Raw genomic sequence first — 18,237 nt, forward strand, 5'->3', positions numbered from 1 at the left:
GATTACTCCTCCCTGATCACGGTGGGGGCCGTCGAGTCGAACGAGATTGTGATCTCATCCCCGACCGCGACACTCGTTTCCGCACTGAGTGGCTCTGTTACCTGGATGAGTTTCTCACCGTAGATGTCCTTTATATCGACTTCGACGAAATAATCCACATGGGAGCCATAGTACGTCGTTTCACGGACTCTGCCGGGGATCTCGTTTTTCCCCGTTCCGGTACCGTTCGTTATCGACAGAAATTCGGGCCGGAGGAGAACCGTGGCCTCTGTGCCAGGCTCTAACGAGTGCACTGGTTCGCCTGTCTCACCAACGGTGAACGATACTGTTTCGTTCAGGCTGATCCGTCCACTCGAACCGTCCTCGACGATACCTTTGAACAGGTTCGCCGTTCCGATGAAATTGGCGACGAACTCGTTGGCCGGGTTCTGGTACACTTCATCCGGAGAGCCAACCTGTTGAATCCGTCCGTCTGCCAATACGGCCATACGATCGGACATCGAGAGTGCCTCGTCCTGATTGTGTGTCACATAGATCATCGTGACGTCGAGTTCGCGATGCAGACGGAGGATCTCTAACCGCATCTCCTCGCGGAGTTTTTTATCGAGACTCGAGAGTGGCTCATCGAGTAACAGCACTGATGGCTCAGTCACAAGAGCGCGAGCAAGCGCTACCCGCTGTTGCTGGCCTCCCGAGAGCGTCGTCGGGGAACGGTCGCCCATCTCGGACAACGAAACCAGCTCCAATATCTCCGCTACTCGGTCGTTTATCTCCGCTTTCGGTAGTCCCTCCATTTCGAGCCCAAACGCGATGTTGTCACTGACGGTCATGTGTGGGAAGAGTGCGAACTGCTGAAACACCATGCCGATATCACGTTCGTACGGAGGATCCTCACTCACGTCCCTGCCAGCGATTTCGACCCGGCCGTCCGTCGGCGTCTCGAACCCTGCGATGATCCGTAATGTGGTCGTTTTTCCACATCCACTCGGTCCGAGCAGGGTGAGTAGTTCGCCACGACGGATGTCAAGATTGAGATCTTCAATGGCAGTTACATCGCCGAATTTCTTCGTTACACGCTGTAAGTCGACAAGAGTTTCACCCATATGATTGGTTCGTTAGTTGTGTTCGTCGATGATGTCGTACATTCGCCCCGTCCATTGATCACGGTTCTCTCCGATGAACTCCCAGTCCGGCGCCCGTAACTCTTCAAGGTCGTCGCCGACGATCAGATCGTCTTGCATCTCTTCGGGATAGTCGACATCCGTTCGTGGGCCGGGATAGTTCATCTGCTCAGCGATCGTAATCGCCGCCTCCTCCTCGAGACTGAAATTGATAAACTCGCTGACGGCCTCTACTTTTTCTTCAGGGATGTTCTGCGGGATGGCGTTCCCCCACTCCTGCATCATCGCCCCTTCCTCGGGGATCACGAACTCGACTGGCGCACCATCATCCCGCCACGTTACGGCACGAGCTTGCCAGTACCGACCGAGGTCGAGTTCCCCGTTGTGCCATCTCGAGCCGTACTCGTCGCTCGATTCCATGAAGACGGGATCCATTTCGGCGACGACCTCCTCGTACATCTCGAACGCTGCATCCATGTCTTGGGCCGACTCACCGTCCGTCTGGTAGAGGGAGAACGCCATCAGGTCGTATGCCGGATCCTCCGTGTACAAGCCGACGCGGCCTTGATATTCGGGATCGAGATAGACACCGAACGACTCCGGCGGCGAGTCAAACGTCTCGGTGTTATACTGCAGCCCACTCGCAGTGAAGATCTGTAGGGTCCACTCATCCGGGTTCAGTTCATCGGGGATATCCGCTCGGTTCGGAACCATCTCCTCGTCTTGCGTGAGCCAGAGATCCTCCGTTCGTCCCTGAGAGAGCGCTGGCCCGTCGAGTTGCGCGACGTCCACCGGCGGATCATCTTCCTGAACGATCATTTGGTTGATCCGTTCGCGGTTGTCACCCAGCACGTAATCAACCGAGATACCCGTCTCCTCTTCGAACGGTTCTACAACTGCTTCGATCATCGTTTCCTGCCAACTGCCGGCATAGGACCCCATGATGATCTCGTCGACCTCGTCATCATCGCCTCCCATGACATCTGCTAGACATCCCGCCAGCGCGGATGCCGCTACTACTGACCCCGTTGCAGATTTCAGATAGGATCGACGCGAGTGTTTGTCATTGCCACAGCCCATGATATCATCACACATGGATCGAGTATATAAAAGAATTGCTCTCCCAGCAAAATGTTATTTTCTATTCTCAAGCCCATAATGTCACGCTGCTAATCTCGCACTCATACCAATGGTGATGTGCAGATAGTCCTTCCGAAATCTAACTCAACTTACATTTCAGTTTGGGGATGGATTTGGAGACCAATACGCGTTCGGTGGAGACGGCGGTGAAGCGATCCGCGACGACTACCGCATCCTGCTGACCCGGAGGGGAGCTCGACGCTCTTGGCCGTGGGTCAAACACGGGCGGGATCCGGTTGAAGAGGGCCATATTGCCCCCATCCAGTGATTTATCGGAGGGGTAGGTTAACGTGGGCCATGGACACCAGTGACGTTACAGCACGTGTCGACCGCCTGTTCGAACAAACGCCTAACGATGTCGACGTCGTACTTCTTACACCGAGTAAATCACTGCAGTATTTTACCGGGCTCTCGATGCATCAGAGCGAACGTCCGACGTTGATGGCACTGTTTCGCGATCACCCCCCGGCGGCCGTTCTTCCGGAACTCGAGGTTCCCCGAGTAAAGGAAGCAATTCCTGACGTCACCCCCTATCCGTACGGCGACACTCCGAATCCAGCAACGGCCGCTCGCACTGCGTTCGACCGGCTAGCGGCAGAGCGTGATCTCACCGGCCCGGTGGGTGCGGAGTTCCGGTCAACACGCTTGTTGGAGAAACAGGTGTTTGCCCCGGACGAGCGGGAGTATGTCGATATCGAACCGGCGATTGTGGCCGTCCGTTCGCGAAAGGAGAGCGAAGAAATCGAGCGAATGCGCACTGCGGTCTCCATCACAGAAGGGATTCTAGAGGAGGTTTTCGACCGAATCGAACCCGGAATGACGGAGGCGGAGATCGAATTCGAGATCAAACGGCGCGTGCTCGAGAGCGAAGCAGATGCATACGGGGTCGGCGTCGTTACCTCCGGTCCGCGAACCGCCAACGCACACACCAATACGGGGACACGGCCCGTTGAGGACGGCGATCTGGTGATGATCGATACCGGCGTGATCTACGAGGGGTACTACTCTGATATCACCCGGACCGTCGCCGTCGGCGATCCCGGCAGTGAACTGCGCGAGGTGTATGATGCCGTCCGAAACGCTGCGCGCGAGGCGCGTGAGACGGTTGCCCCCGGTGTTGAATGCCAGGAGATCGATCGGGCCGCTCGCAGCGTCATTGAGGACGCAGGCTACGGCGAGTACTTCCCTCACCGGGTCGGACACGGCCTCGGACTCGAGGGCCACGAACCGCCATACCTCGTTGAGGGGAACGACCGTCAACTCGCCGTTGGCCACGCGGTGACAGTCGAGCCCGGAATCTATATCGAAGGGGTCGGCGGTGTCCGGATCGAAGACGACGTCGTGGTCAGCGATGATGGTGCGGAGGTCCTGTCGACGAGTTCACGGACTCTTCGGGAACTCTAAGCGGACCCATCGGGGAGAAGCCGGCTTGAGTGCGGTCGCATCACTGCCTCGAGTCGCTCGGAGTGAACACAACTTAGAGAGTCGACGTAAGCGCACCCCCGTCGATCACGATCGCCTGACCGGTAATGAACCCGGCTCGCGGGGAAGAGAGATAGGCGACCAGATCGCCCGTCTCCCGTGGCGCACCTAAGCGACCGACTGGAATGGGTTCGGCCCGCTTTTGCCGGGCGGCTGCCAGGGACTCGTACTCGCCGTGTTCGACCTGGCGCGCTAACGGCTCTGTGACACGGGGGGTGTCGTGTGCACCGGGGAGCACGGCGTTGACGCGGACGTCGGGCGCCAGTTCCCGTGAGAGAGTCTTTTCCAAGCCGATGACGGCCATTCGGACGGAACTCGACAGCACGTTCGTTGGACTTGCACTCTTGACGGTGCGAGAGGTGATGGTGGTGACCGTCCCGCCGCCGTCTGCCACCAAGTGGGGTGTGGCCGTGCGGACGAGGCGAACGACGCTCATGACGAGTAAGTCGAACGCGTCGTACCACTCTGCGTCGCTGGGTTCCAGTGGTCGCAATCGTGGCGGGCCGCCAGCGCTCGTGACGAGGTGGTCGAGGCGGTCGAATTCGGAAATGGTGCGCTCGATGAGCGTTTCGATGTCCTCGGCGTTCGTCAGGTCGCCGGGCTGGCCGACAACCCTGCCGGTTGCGACCTCGCTGATCTCCGTAACCGCGTCTGCCAGCCGGTCCTCATCGCGCCCGTTGATGACGACGTCGACACCCTCACGTGCCAGCGCTTTCGCCGCTGCTTTGCCGAGTCCGCTACTCGAGGCGGTGATCAGTGCTGCGTCCCCCTCGATCTCCAGATCCATTTGTTAGTCTCCCCTGTGGATCGGCTTAAATCGACGGGGAGTGGGCTCACGGAAACCGTGTCGGCGGTCGTGAGCAGGTCTGAGAGACTACCGACGGGCATCGAGAAACGACAGTACCGATCACTCGGAGCGACGCTCACGAAATCAAGTGTCTCCGTCAATCTGTGGGCTGGCGCCACGCCTCACTCAATCAACTATTAACACTCCATGAAAATATACAATATGTTACGGATTATTATTGACGATATCCCTATTTGCTGTTACTAGTGGCCTCGAGCGGTTCGTGACGGGACAACCAGTGTCAATAAGCCGTTAGCTATTTACGTGTTACACGTTATGTGTTGGTACGTAAACTCGGGATGGTCCACACAGTATGCACTGCCTACTGTGTGACGGCACCTGCAGCGGCGTGATGGGAACTGAGTCGCTTGCTGCTGTGTGGACCCCGGCATCGGACATTCAGCAAATCACACACCATACGTAGGACGAAACTTGCACTACCACAGCACAGATGGCTTCACCTGTCGAAACGGGGGACGGTCAGCGGAACACGGACGGGGGTATTGAGATGCAATCAGTGACCAGCGTGTCTGGAGGGACATATGTCTCAAGAATCGATTAATCACGCATCGGTTGGTCGGCCAGAGCACGACCTCGAGTCTGCGTACGCGCTCGGGCTCGTCGTCAGCTCCTGGCACAATCAAAACGATCTGAACATCAAATCCGTATGAGCGAAGTAATCGAGCGGTTTGGTGACGGCAGACTTGTTACTGACGACCCAGTAGTTGGGATTGTCGCTACTGGGGAAAACGATGACGCCGTTGCGCGGGCCGTAATCAGGGCCACCGCACGCAACTATCCTGTACTGATCACATACACCGGGTCGACGAAACCCGAAATTCTCAAAAGTCTCACCGAACCACCTGTTCGGGTCATTGAGCCAGGGCAAGTGGCAACCGACGGAAGCTCAAATTCGAAGGACCGGCTCATCGTCGGTGCACAAGCGATTACAGATACAAATCTAATCTATCTCGGTGACGCTTCGTTGCCAGTTGATTACGAGCGAACACTCGCTACGTGTGATGACAGTTCGTTCGTTGTGGATGGCGTTGGAGCAGAGACGCCTGCGCATGGTGACGTGCTCGTAGCCATTCCCGCATACAACGAAGCGAGCACAATCGGATCAGTTGTAATGTCGGCACACCACTATGCGGACGACGTGGTGGTGGTCGACGACGGGAGTGCTGATGAGACTGCTGTTGAAGCGCAAGCCAGTGGTGCCCACGTCATCGAACACGAGTACAATCAAGGCTACGGAGCAGCGCTACAGACAGCCTTCGAGACGGCCGCAAAGTGGGATGTCGATTGTCTCGTGATTATCGACGCCGACGACCAGCATGACACGTCCGATATTCCGTCGCTCGTCGAGCGGATTGAGGATGCCAATGCGAACGTTGCGATCGGTAACCGGTTTATCGGCACGGAAACGACTGATATTCCGCTATACCGGCAGTTCGGCCTGTTTGTCATCAACGTGATGACGAACCTAAGTATGGGTCGATTCTTGCCGCGGAGCTGGATACGGGATACCCAGAGTGGATTTCGGGCGTACGATCGCCGTACCGTGAAACATCTCGCAGAGTCCGATGCGATCGGGAACGACATGGATGCTAGTCTGGATATTCTGTATCAGGTGAACGAAGAAGAGTGTTCGATTGACGAGATCAGCACGACGATCGATTACGATGTCGAAAACGGGAGTAGCCAACACCCGCTTCGCCACGGGATGACTCTCGTCGGGACGATCCTTCGGACGGTCGAACAGGACCACCCTGTCTTATCCCTTGGCGTTCCGGGCTTTATTTTCACGCTCGGTGGGCTCACCGCCGGATACCTGTCGATCATCAACTATGTAGGGTCTGGGACGTTTCCCTTTGGGATGGCACTCGTTGCCGTGTTCTTGATCCTGTTAGGTGTTTTTTCATCGCTTACTGGGATTGTCCTCCACGCTATCAATACACACACTCAATAATATGAGAGAAAACACACTTCAGGGATTCGTACACCAGGCAGAAGCCGTGAATCACGAAAGGGTGGAGATCTATCGATGACTGCAACCACTGATGTAACAATCGTCCTCGGAACTCGTCCGGAGATCATTAAACTGGCTCCGGTTATCCGAGCATGTGAGAACACCGGGATTTCGTACTCGGTGATCCACACGGGCCAGCACTACTCCGATTCGCTCGATTCGGTCTTTTTCGAACAACTCGATCTCCCCGAACCGGATCACCACCTCGGCGTGGGCTCGGACTCGCATGCCGCCCAGACCGCCGCGATGATGGTCGGTATCGAGGAGATCCTCCTCGAGGAGGAGCCGGAGGTGGTCCTCGTCCAGGGCGATACGAACTCGGTGCTCGCCGGGGCGATCGCGACGAGCAAACTCGATATCGAACTCGGACACGTCGAGGCCGGCCTCCGCAGTTTCGATTGGTCGATGCCCGAAGAGATCAACCGCGTCCTGACTGACCGCGTGGGGGATTACCTGTTCGTCCCGACTGAGCAGTCCCGCCAGTACTTACTCAACGAGGGCGTGTCGAATGCGCGGATTCACATCACGGGGAACACGGTCGTCGATGCCGTCCACCAGAATCGGGAGCTCGCCGAGCGCAAGAGCGACGTCCTCGACGAGTTAGATCTCGAGGCCGGCCAGTTCGGGTTGATGACCGCCCACCGGGCCGAAAACGTCGATGACGAACAGCGGTTCCGGGATTTACTCGAGGGCGTCGATCGGGCCGCCGAGCGATTGGGCCTCGAGTTCGTCTATCCGATCCACCCGCGTGCAGAGAACAAACTCGAGAAGTTCGGTCTCGACGTGCCGGATTCGATTCGGCTGGTTGGCCCGCAGGACTACCTCGACTTCCTGACCCTCGAGGGGTCGGCGTCAGTGATTCTGACGGACTCCGGTGGCGTCCAGGAGGAGGCGTGTATTCTGGGCGTGCCGTGTGTGACTCTGCGGGAGAACACCGAACGTCCGGAGACGGTCGATGTCGGTGCGAACCGGTTGGTCGGAACGGATCCCGAGGCGATCGTTGCCGGCGCGGTGGAGACTGTCGACGAGACGGGCGAGTGGGAGAACCCGTTCGGCGATGGCACCGCTGCAGAACAGATATTACAGACGCTTTCGCTCCCAACGACACAAGAGATTATTCAATGAGTACGATCTGCGTTCATGGGTTGGGCTATATCGGCCTGCCGACGGCTGCAATGTTCGCGAACTACGACCACGACGTCACCGGATACGACGTCGATTCGGCGGTCGTCAACCAACTCGAAGAGGGCGAGATTCACTTCGACGAGCCCGGACTCCGGGCGTTCGTCACTCAGGCTCTCGAGTCGGGCCACCTCTCGGTCAGCGATGAAGTGGTGCCGGCAGAGTACCACGTGATTGCGGTCCCGACGCCGTTCGATGAGGAATCGAAGGAGGCCGATCTCTCGTACGTCGAGGCCGCCGGTGAGGCGATCGTGCCACACTTGCGGACCGGCGATACGGTGATCCTCGAGTCGACGGTGCCACCGGGGACGACCGTCGAGACGTTACAACCGGTCCTCGAGGAGGGTGGACTTGCTGCGGGCGATGATTTCGCGCTGGTGCACTGTCCCGAGACGGTGCTGCCGGGGAACATTATCACGGAACTCCAGCAGAACAACCGAATCATCGGTGGTGTCAACGGTGTCTCGACACAGGCTGCGGTTCGTCTGTACGAGTCGTTCGTCGACGGCGAAATTCGAACGACCGAGAACGCAACGACCGCCGAGTTCGTAAAATTGGTCCAGAACACGTTCCGGGATACGAACATCGCCCTGGCGAACGAAATCGCAAAGCTCGCCGCGGACTACGAGATCGATTCCCGGGAGGTGGTCGAACTGGCGAACCAGCATCCACGAGTGAACATGCATTTGCCTGGACCGGGTGTTGGTGGCCACTGTTTGCCGATCGATCCATGGTTCCTCGGACAGAACTCCGACGAACTCGATCTGATCGAGACGGCCCGACGAATCAACGACGGAATGTCCGGTTACATCATTGAGGTACTCGAGGAGGAGCTCGGTTCGTTGGCGGGAACTAAGATCGCTATCCTCGGTGTGGCCTACAAAGGAAACGTTGGCGACACGCGGAAGAGTCCCGGTCTGAAACTAGCTCGGGAGTTACAAACTGCTGTGGCTGGGGATCGTGAGACGGTCGCTGCAGACGGAGGCGACGGCATCGATGTAGCTCTTCACGATCCACACGTCGACGACCAGACGCTGCAACTCGAGTCCATCGACTGCGCGATTGAGGGCGCCAACGGAATCGTTATCGCAACCGATCACGACGAGTATGATGACCTCGATCCCCGGCAGTTCGATACCGAAGGAGGTATCGTAATTGATTCACGAGCGATTATCGATGAATCGGAGTGGAACGAGGCCGGTTTCGATGTGTTCTCAATCTGAGTTTGATAATGAGTAACAGGGATACCAAATCACTGGTAATCGTCTCGCAGTATTTCCCACCGGAGAAGACAGGTGGGGCGTCTCGGATGCACGATATGGCAAAGCATCTCTCCGAGGACTGGGAGATAACAGTCTTGACGCCGCCACCGGCTTTCCCGCATGGAGAGTATGACCAGACGTGGAAACGCCAGCAAACCAGAGAGATAGATGGGATCACAGTCCACAGTTTGTGGGCCTGGCAGCCATCGACCGAGGATCCCGGGTTCATCAGTCGACTGGCATACTATCTGCTCTTCCCACTACACGCGCTGCTCTGGTTGCTCGTCCACTATCGAGATGTGGATGTCGTTCTCACGACGTCACCGCCGATCTTCACCGGGATTGCCGCCCTTCCGTTCGGACTGTTCGGTCGCACTCCGTGGGTCGTGGATATTCGTGATCTGTGGATCGATGCCTCGGTTGGACTGGGCTTTATTGAAGGCGGCGGTGCTGCTGAACGACTGAGTCGGCGATACCAGCGATGGGTTCTCTCGACCACTGATCGTGTGACAGTTACCACAACCGAACTGGGTGATCGCGTAGCCCAGCAGTATGGGCTTGACCAAGGGAAGATTGTGCATATCCCGAACGGGGTTGATACGGACCGGTTCGCGCCGACTGATTCGGAGCCAGAGGCGACGATCGTGTATACTGGGAACGTTGGACACGCCCAAGATCTCGAGTCCTGTGTTCGGGCGATGTCGCGACTCGACCACTCGGATGTCTCTCTGAAGATCATTGGCGATGGCGACCTTCGAGAACGTCTCGAGCAGATCGTCCGCGAAGAGGAGTTGAACGGCCAGGTCGAGTTTTCGGGGCTTGTTCCGCGAGAAGAGATCCCCACGATTCTCGATACCGCGATGATCGGGATTGCGCCACTGAAAGCGGACGAGACACTCGAGTACGCGGTTCCGACGAAGGCATACGAGTATATGGCGAGTGAACTGCCGGTCGTCGCTACTGGGACTGGAGAACTTGAGGCGCTCATCGAGGAGTCAGGTGGTGGGTATCTTGTAGCGAACGATCCGGATGCAGTCGCTGCAGCGTTCGAAGCATTGCTTGAAGACGATGAGAGACGTGCAGAGCTTGGTGAGAACGGGCGTGAGCATATGACCGAACACTACGACCGTGCCGTAGTTGCACGTCGGCTCAGCCAAACACTCGAGCAGGTAAGTGCTGGATGAGCGGAACCGACTCGTCGATTAAATTGGACCTGCAGACAGATATTCAAAACGAAGATCAGTCGGAGAGTTCAACTTCCTCGTTCACAAATCCAAGCAACTGGCCTTTGTTCTACCATACGGCGAAGAACATGCAGGCGAGGCAGCTAGCAGGGGTCGTCGAACGAAAGGCTCGTCACGCGGTGATCCCACGACTGCCGATCGATTTCGATCAGTGGTACGAACAACGGGTCCCAGATCAACTCGTTGTTGCGCCACAGTCGATTACAGATAACTCTGAACTGCTCCGAGAGAGTCTAACGGATGCAGAGCGTAATCGATACCGGGAACTCGTACAAGAAGCTGCAGATGGCAAACTAACGTTTCTGAACCGGTCGATCGAGTTTGGCAGTGAGATCGACTGGGAGCATGATTTACTCGATGAGTATCCGTTGCTTTGGCGGCTGAAACTCCAGTCGTTCGAGTTCCTCGAGTGGGCAGTGCTCGGCTTCGACGATCCCACCGAGATCGAGGACATTCATGAGCAGTTTCAGCAGTGGCTTCTCTCTTGGACCGTGGATAACCCGATTGGCGAGTCAAAATATCTTCGTCGGTCGTGGATCCCCCACTCGGTTTCACTTCGTATTCTCAACTGGAGCCGTTACGCGGCCTGGTGCGAACAGACAGGGCTGCCGGTCGATGACCGCCTCTACCAGCAAATCTACAAGAACGCGCTGTTTCTCGAGAACCACATCGAGTTCGAAGTCGGCGGAAACCATCTGATCGAGAACGCAATCGCACTCGTAATGGCCAGTGTGTTGTTCGAGGAGCACGACACTGACTGGGCTGAAACCGGATTGGAGGTTTTCGACCACGCCAGTGAAACTCAGTTTCTGGCTGATGGGGGGCACTTCGAGCGAAGTCCAATGTACCATCTGATGGTGTTGCGTCGATACGCAACGGCCTACCAACTTCTCTTCGAAAGTGGCTATTCGGTGGCAACACTCAAACCGACCGCTGAGCTGGCACTCAGCTTTCTGTCAGCAATCTCAGAGCCAGACGGCGACATTCCGCTCCTGAACGATTCCGTTCACGGCGAACAGATTTCCGCGAGCGCCTGTCTAGAGTACAGCCGCTTATGTGGACTGACTCTAGAAGACGTCTCGCTGAATCACCCCGCTGGATCCGGCTATCGAAAGCTGACGGGCGATAATAGCACTCTGCTTATCGACGTTGGTGCTGTTGGACCACCGCACCTTCCAGGTCACTCGCACAATGATCAATTGAGCGTGCTCCTCTGGATCAACGGAACTCCCGTCCTGACCGACACCGGTGTGTACGATTACGCACCGACGCCACGACGGCAGTACTCGAGAAGTGTTAGCGCGCACAATACGGCCCAGTATGCAGATGTAGAACCAATTCCAGTCGGAGGTAGTTACTTAATGGGAAAGCGGATTATTCCTGAAGTACAAGAATACAATGACTGTGCCATCCATGCTTCTTATTCTCGCAAATCAGCCCTGGGTGCTAATTACGATCACAGAAGAAACGTTGAATCAAACACAAACAGTTGGAGGATCACCGACGAAGTGAAAGCAACTCAGGAGAGTAACATACGGATACGGTATAACTTCCACTTCGACCTTAGAGTGTCTCAGGGAGAGTCTGATGAAAAGAAGTTTACAGTCAATAATAATGGATCTACTTTAGCTACATTTGAGTTTACTAATCATGATTCAGTTACTCTCTCACAGACTCCATACTATCCACAATATGGTGATACGTCTCAGCGCACATCACTTATAGTAGAATCTAAAACTAACATTCCAGTAGATACAATTATTGACACAATCCAATAGTGAATTTTGAGCACTAACATCTAATCACTGTTGCTCCAGAACATATCATAACGACATAATAGCGAAGAGAAACTACAACCGCTAGTACTAAGCAACTTGAAACACCAACCATTGAACAGACAAAATGGATATAGAGTCACTGAGTCTTGCCTATACCTATGGATGTCGTAACGCTGGAGACTTTGCGATCAATGAAGGTTCGTTGTCGCTTATAGAGCGTACCGTTCCGAAGGCAGACGTGACGGCAATTTCGAGGTTTGGAGAGAATTCGGAAGAGTTTCGGAAGATGGCTCAAGAACTTGAAGACCTCGGCAAAGCAGAGCGACTGTCTGGAGGCCCGATCACGTACGATCCAAAATCTCAATCCCAGTCAGAACAACTACTGTCGCTCGTTCGGAGTGGGGTGCGGTACGGATTCGATATCTCAGCGATCGCCAACGACTCTCCTTTCCACTCGGATCTTTTCAAACAAATCACTAACTCCAATGCATTGCTCTTCAACGGTGGAAACGCCATTCATTACTCACCTAGTCACCAGAGTTTCGCGTATCTACTGGCAGTGTTGTACCCACTTCACGTCGCCCGACGAAACGACATTCCATACGCTATTCTTCCCCAGACAATATTTGGATTAGAAGGTCTCGCTAAGCGACTTGTTGTCCCTATTTTGAATGATGCCGAGTTCGTTATGACGCGGGATATGGAAACATTCCGGTACCTATCGCAGTTCGGTCTGTCGACGGAGGTTATCAACGCTATTGACACTGCGTTTCTGAATGGTACCCCCTCAGCCAATACTGACTCATCGGACGAGCAGAAAGAGATCGCTGTAGTACCCCGGTTTTCGACGCTTGGCGACACCGGTGAGCTAGACGAGGCAGGACGACAGATGGAGCGTACTTTCTTCGAATACCTTGAAGAGCTCGTTGAAAATGGACACGAGGTGACGCTAACGTTACAAACAGAGATAGACAAACAATGGGCTGAAAAGAACCGTGAGCGACTGGAATCTATTGGCGTTGGGTTCTACTCGAGTTTTGATCCACAGACGCTCCGAGACCACTACAGTGAAATGGATCTACTCGTGACGATGCGTTTGCACGCTGCTATCTTCGCACTATCGGTCGGAACACCGTCAATTGGTGTTTATCGACCTGAGTGGGGTCCGAAGATGCAGGGTACTTTTGAAACACTAGATATTGAAGAATATACGATGACGTGGGAAGATGCAACGCTTGACACCCTCATAGCGGTCACGAGTAACGCGCTTCAGGAGATCGATACGTTGTCTAAACAAGTTGCTTCCAACGTGACCATGCGGAACCAACAGATGGTTAGTGATTTCAAGAGTGCGTTTCGGATGGCTGATGGTTTCACACATATCTAATTCAGTGGCTTGTCTTTGGTACTAAATCTATTACGAATATTTACGATATAATTCTATGTTTTGTTTTGCAATGGCATTCCAAGAAAGGCTATTCATGACATGAGAAATAGATCTCTTTTCGTGCTTTTGTCTCAACTCTTTATCCGTCAGATAATTCCGAATCTTATTTTCTAGACTTTTTTCCTCCCCTCTTTCGAATGAGAGACCATTGTTATTTTCTATAATATAGTTCGTCGCCTTGCTATCACAAATTATGATTGGCAACCCTGTTCCGAGCGCCTCCACTGTAGTTATTCCCAATTTTCCGGGCCAAACACCAATATCTGCTGCATTATAGAAATCAGACAATTCATTATGTGGTACAAAATCATGATATATGACACTACCTTCTAAATTTTGAGAGCGAACCTGAGATTGAATTTCCTTCCAATATTCTCTCCCATTTACTTCAGAAGGCTTACCAAGCAACAATAATTTGCAGTCGAAATCATCGACTAAGTTGTTAAAGGAATCAAGAAGGATATCAATATCTTTTCGAGGATCAAAGTTACCAGCAGAGATAATTAAGAACTCATCTTTTACTCCTAGTTCTTTCCTTTTTTTCTCACCAGCAATCTCATCTTTATAAAACTTATTCGCATCCACCCCTAATGGTAGTAACTCCATTTGTGACTTCTTGATGTTTAGTTCATTATGGAGGAAATCTCTCGAATGTGGTTGAACTGGAAGGAAGAGGTTTGTTTGATTTTTCACCTCCTCTAAAAATATATTTTTAAACAACTCTAAACCAATATTTTTGTAATACTTATCAAGATGGAAATTGTCATTGTCAATATGATCGTCAACAAACAATGGAATGTTGTTTTTGCGGCTATAACGTGCTAATCGAATAGTTTGAGTGGTTATTACGTTTCTACCTTGTATTACATCGGGTTCAATCTCATCTAATTGCTCCTCTAATCCTTTCAAAACAACCTTCCCGACAGCATTCCAAGTAATCAAGCTGGGTAGTCTATGTGTTGTTACCCCATTGTAGTTATATGTCCCTGGTTCAAATGATTCTCTCTTATTGTCAAACTTTGGGGGGAGTGAATCGCTTGTAATAATCTCCACTTCATGACCCAATTCTTGTTGCTTTGCTGGCAGGTAATTCTCTTGATATCCCAGATCGGGGACAAAAAAAGCATGAATATGCGCTATTTTCATCAAATATTAGACTAGTTGGTGTCTACTTTACTTTTGCTATATCGATCTGGCCTGATCTCATACCGTCGATAATTCAAACCACAACTATTAATAAATAACCGAAATAACAAGCAGTATCACATGGATATCGCAATATTTTTACCGGACTTACGGACTGGAGGGGTCCAAAGAATTATGTTGAATTTGGCAAAAAGCTTTGATACGAATGGTGAGCAGGTATCTATTATAGTTGCCAAGCAGAAGGGCAATTTCAAAAATCAGGTTGGTGAAAATATAAATATAATCAATCTTGATATACCAAGAACTCCGATAGGGATCCTTGGAGCTATCCCCCAGCTAACTATGTATATTAGAAATAATCAACCAGATGCAATAATCTCTGCTAAACCTCATGCAAATATCACATCTATTTGTGCAAATATATTATCCGGGAAAGAATCTAAAACAATAGTAACTGAGCATGATATCAAATCAGATGTTCTTTCGCATTTCGGGACAAAAAGAACCCATCTAACATTTTTCTTAGCGAGTTATATTTATAATTATGCAGACCATGTTGTAGCTGTCTCAGATAGCGTTAAAGAAGATTTAGTTGATACCTTTCAACTGGAGCCTGCTAATGTGTCCGTTATACACAATCCCGTAATCACAGAGAGATTTCATAAAAAAAGGAAACAGGAGGTCGAGTACCCATACTTTGAAAATAGCAAATATAGTGTTATCTTAACTGTCGCTCGGCTGGATCCTAGAAAGGACATTCCCAGCTTGATAAAAGCTATGTCTATATTGAACGAGGAAGAAAACATTAAGCTTATTATTTTTGGAGATGGTAAAGAGAAGGATAGAATTGAGAGCCTAATTGAAATTTATAACCTAGAGGATTTAGTTTACTTACCGGGATATGTTGATAACCCCTATCCATATATGAGGGAAGCATCAGTGTTCGTCTTACCATCTCTTTCAGAGGGTCTACCAACAGTATTGATAGAAGCATTAGGGTGTGGCTGTCCAATTGTCGCCACAGAATGTTCATCTGGCCCTGTTGAGATTTTGGTAGACGGGGAATATGGAAAATTAGTTCCAACTAATAATCCTCAAAAATTGGCTGCTGGTATATCGGAAGTACTCTCAAACCCCCATCACAGTGAAAAGTTACAAAATCGATCAATGGATTTTTCATCAGATAAGGTTTGTAGAGAATATATTGAGCTAATAGAAAATATATGATCATTGGAATTCTATGAACTTACTTCGTACCCCTAACTCCAGAAGACTTTAGACAGGCAACAGCAGGTGCCAGTGACGATGGGCACCTGCGTCCAATTCGCAGTCTTCCAAGCCAAGGTTCTGCTTAGCGTCTCTGAAAAACGTCTTGACCCGCCATCTCATTGTCTGGAGACGATGAGATGGCTCGCTGGCGCGTTGATTATATTTTTCACGCTGTACTTGATACTCAACTCATCATTTTCGTCGGTCGGCTGTTTCTCCGTGATCAGCACTTCACTGCTCTCAGTTTTGACGTTGTGAGCACTTAGTTCAAATGTAGTCGGTCTCCTATCGCCAGTTCGTGGTTGCGTGTCAATGTGCTCACGTAGCGTATCAACGCACATCCGTTCCTTTGCCTACATCATAGTGCAATCAATCTTGTTCGTAGACACCCACTCTTTGGCGTAGCCTTTGAGATGGTTAATATATTCACCCGAACAGTCAGTGATGTCAAAGAGAACGGTGTCCCAGTGAACAACTATCTTGATGCACCCATTGACGAGTTCTTTTCCTCGAACTTGCTGTGTATCTCGTAACGGCGAAAACGCAGCGGGTAGGTAGTTTTCTTGCCTTTGGAAAGAAATAATATAATTGGGGACATTAGGGTATCCACCAGAGATGGGCATCTAACCGGAATAAACGTGCGAAGTCGGTTATAATGGGATCTCACTCAGAATGACTATATAATATCGACACAATATTTTTGACATCAAGGAGTCCAGTAATGGTTGCGAGTACTGCCCAAACAACAACGCCAACGCTAATCACAATAGATAACATCACAAAACCATCGATAAATCTGACAAGAGGATGGATAGTAATCGACATTATTGATGTTATCAGTAATACGGCCCCAGTATGGCGAAGTAGAGATGCTACACGCAATCCCAGTTCAATATGCATAAGATACATGTTTGCAGATGAGAATATTGAATATGTGATCACGGTGGCGATAGCAGCTCCGACAACGCCGAGCCATGGAATAAGGAGAATGTTGAGAGCAACATTAAGTATCGCAGTTACTCCTTTGATAATTGCCCGATCTCGGGCTCGTCCAAGAAAATCAAGCCCGGTGCTTGTGAGTTCCATCATAGAGTATAATACCGCATAGATCGCCAGAACCTGTATAACGAGAACTGCACCGAGATATTCTGTCCCAAAAATCAATTGGACTAAAGGCTCAGATATTAATATCAGTCCAGCAGATGCTGGTATATATAGCAGTAGTCCGTGAGTAAGAGCCTCTTCATATATTTTAGCGGCAGTTTCTGTGTTACCTTGCGCTTTTTGTGCCTCATATGTCGGTGAGAGTGTAAATCCGAGTGCCGCCATGGGAGCTTCAATAAACTGAATAATCTGTTTCCCGATTGTATAGTATGCGACCCCAACCGGGCCAACAAAAAATCCTACAAATATTGTGTCAACACGGCCCTCAAGGACGTTTGCAGTACTCGTAAACGTTAATGGAACGGTATATTCAGCAATCCGCCGTCGAATTCCTGCTTCAATATCTACTGGGGAAATTGATTTGTAGAAACGAAAATATAATGCACCTAATCCAATGAGTGCCGCAATCGCATAGCCGGCGATGTAACCCACAAGAGCACCAATGGCACCATATCCAAGTATTACAATTCCAATTACAAGTATCAATCGTGAAACGTTCTCAAATGCGTGTAATGTCGCAGCTGTTTTGATATCTTCAAATCCCTGGAGCCCCAATCGAGCAAATGTTTTCAATGCAACAAAGACAAGAAAGAAGATACCTATTGCTAGTAGAGGTTTGAGCCTTGGCTCTCCAATTAATATGGCCAAATACTCGTGACTGGCAAACAGGAGGATACAAACAACTGCAATCGTGCTAATATTTAGAATGAATGCAAACCTAAGAATGTGTGGGAGTTGACCTGGTTCGGTTTCTTTGTACTCTGCAATATAACGAGCTGTTGATCTAGCGATACCGAGTTCACTGAATACCCGAATTACTCCAAAGACGGAGATAGCGAGGAACAATAGTCCGTAGTCATCTGGACTAAGAAGTCGAGCTAGCGCGATTGTCAGAATTGCTCCGGAAATAACTGCAATAATCTTTCCAACAAACTCGGCTTTGAACCGATCACCAAGATCTGATGTAAGACTCACTAAGGATCACAACTCAACCGACACTACTAACTGTTGATATCGATATTTTCGCCCATAAAAACTAGTAATATATTGGTAAATTGGTAATATAGATAATGAAAGTGAATATGAATTAGACTATGGATTATATAATATCCACCGTTAAATG

The 18,237-nt window shown here is 51.3% G+C and carries 13 protein-coding genes and 1 pseudogene; 8 read left to right on the top strand and 6 right to left on the bottom strand.

Features of this window, described 5'->3' with window-relative positions; all coding sequences use genetic code 11:
• Positions 1-2: 2 nt before the first annotated feature.
• On the bottom strand, positions 3-1,103 hold the full coding sequence (locus AC6I6S_RS16195; RefSeq protein WP_497951632.1) for an ABC transporter ATP-binding protein: 1,101 nt from the start codon (positions 1,101-1,103) through the stop codon (positions 3-5).
• Positions 1,104-1,115: 12 nt separating this feature from the next.
• Positions 1,116-2,099 carry an ABC transporter substrate-binding protein gene (locus AC6I6S_RS16200; RefSeq protein WP_497951634.1) on the bottom strand — a complete coding sequence of 328 codons (984 nt, stop codon included), beginning with the start codon at positions 2,097-2,099 and terminating at the stop codon, positions 1,116-1,118.
• A 459-nt stretch (positions 2,100-2,558) separates the two neighbouring features.
• Here AC6I6S_RS16200 and AC6I6S_RS16205 point away from each other — a divergent pair, with 459 nt between their 5' ends.
• Positions 2,559-3,665 (top strand): M24 family metallopeptidase, encoded by a 1,107-nt coding sequence (locus AC6I6S_RS16205; protein ID WP_497951635.1) that lies wholly within the window; start codon positions 2,559-2,561, stop codon positions 3,663-3,665.
• 73 nt (positions 3,666-3,738) lie between these two features.
• Here the strand turns inward: AC6I6S_RS16205 and AC6I6S_RS16210 are convergent, their stop codons facing one another.
• Positions 3,739-4,530: an SDR family oxidoreductase gene (locus tag AC6I6S_RS16210; protein WP_497951636.1), complete on the bottom strand. Its 792-nt coding sequence runs from the start codon at positions 4,528-4,530 to the stop codon at positions 3,739-3,741.
• Between the two features lie 727 nt (positions 4,531-5,257).
• Between AC6I6S_RS16210 and AC6I6S_RS16215 the strand changes: the two genes are divergently transcribed.
• From AC6I6S_RS16215 to AC6I6S_RS16240, 6 genes are all read left to right on the top strand, one after another.
• On the top strand, positions 5,258-6,562 hold the full coding sequence (locus tag AC6I6S_RS16215; protein ID WP_497951638.1) for a glycosyltransferase family 2 protein: 1,305 nt from the start codon (positions 5,258-5,260) through the stop codon (positions 6,560-6,562).
• Positions 6,563-6,637: 75 nt separating this feature from the next.
• Positions 6,638-7,747: a non-hydrolyzing UDP-N-acetylglucosamine 2-epimerase gene (gene wecB / locus AC6I6S_RS16220; protein WP_497951639.1), complete on the top strand. Its 1,110-nt coding sequence runs from the start codon at positions 6,638-6,640 to the stop codon at positions 7,745-7,747.
• Complete coding sequence (locus tag AC6I6S_RS16225) at positions 7,744-9,027, top strand: nucleotide sugar dehydrogenase (protein ID WP_497951640.1); 1,284 nt, start codon at positions 7,744-7,746, stop codon at positions 9,025-9,027. The genes wecB and AC6I6S_RS16225 overlap by 4 nt, the downstream gene beginning before the upstream one ends.
• An 8-nt stretch (positions 9,028-9,035) precedes the next feature.
• Positions 9,036-10,250, top strand: coding sequence for a glycosyltransferase family 4 protein (locus AC6I6S_RS16230; RefSeq protein WP_497951641.1), 1,215 nt, complete (start codon positions 9,036-9,038; stop codon positions 10,248-10,250).
• On the top strand, positions 10,247-12,088 hold the full coding sequence (locus tag AC6I6S_RS16235; protein WP_497951643.1) for a heparinase II/III domain-containing protein: 1,842 nt from the start codon (positions 10,247-10,249) through the stop codon (positions 12,086-12,088). Before AC6I6S_RS16230 ends, AC6I6S_RS16235 begins: the two co-directional genes overlap by 4 nt.
• Positions 12,089-12,212: 124 nt before the next feature.
• Entirely contained in the window at positions 12,213-13,475 is a 1,263-nt protein-coding gene (locus tag AC6I6S_RS16240; protein WP_497951644.1) for a polysaccharide pyruvyl transferase family protein, read from the top strand.
• A gap of 30 nt (positions 13,476-13,505) precedes the next feature.
• Here the strand turns inward: AC6I6S_RS16240 and AC6I6S_RS16245 are convergent, their stop codons facing one another.
• Complete coding sequence (locus tag AC6I6S_RS16245; protein WP_497951645.1) at positions 13,506-14,681, bottom strand: glycosyltransferase family 4 protein; 1,176 nt, start codon at positions 14,679-14,681, stop codon at positions 13,506-13,508.
• Between the two features lie 120 nt (positions 14,682-14,801).
• Here AC6I6S_RS16245 and AC6I6S_RS16250 point away from each other — a divergent pair, with 120 nt between their 5' ends.
• Positions 14,802-15,908: a glycosyltransferase gene (locus tag AC6I6S_RS16250; RefSeq protein ID WP_497951646.1), complete on the top strand. Its 1,107-nt coding sequence runs from the start codon at positions 14,802-14,804 to the stop codon at positions 15,906-15,908.
• 57 nt (positions 15,909-15,965) lie between these two features.
• Here AC6I6S_RS16250 and AC6I6S_RS16255 read toward each other — a convergent pair.
• Positions 15,966-16,102: pseudogene (locus AC6I6S_RS16255) on the bottom strand (IS701 family transposase); the annotation flags it as partial.
• A 511-nt stretch (positions 16,103-16,613) separates the two neighbouring features.
• Positions 16,614-18,089: a flippase gene (locus AC6I6S_RS16260; protein ID WP_497951648.1), complete on the bottom strand. Its 1,476-nt coding sequence runs from the start codon at positions 18,087-18,089 to the stop codon at positions 16,614-16,616.
• Between the last annotated feature and the right edge of the window lie 148 nt (positions 18,090-18,237).

Source organism: Natrononativus sp. DTA114 (assembly GCF_059736515.1).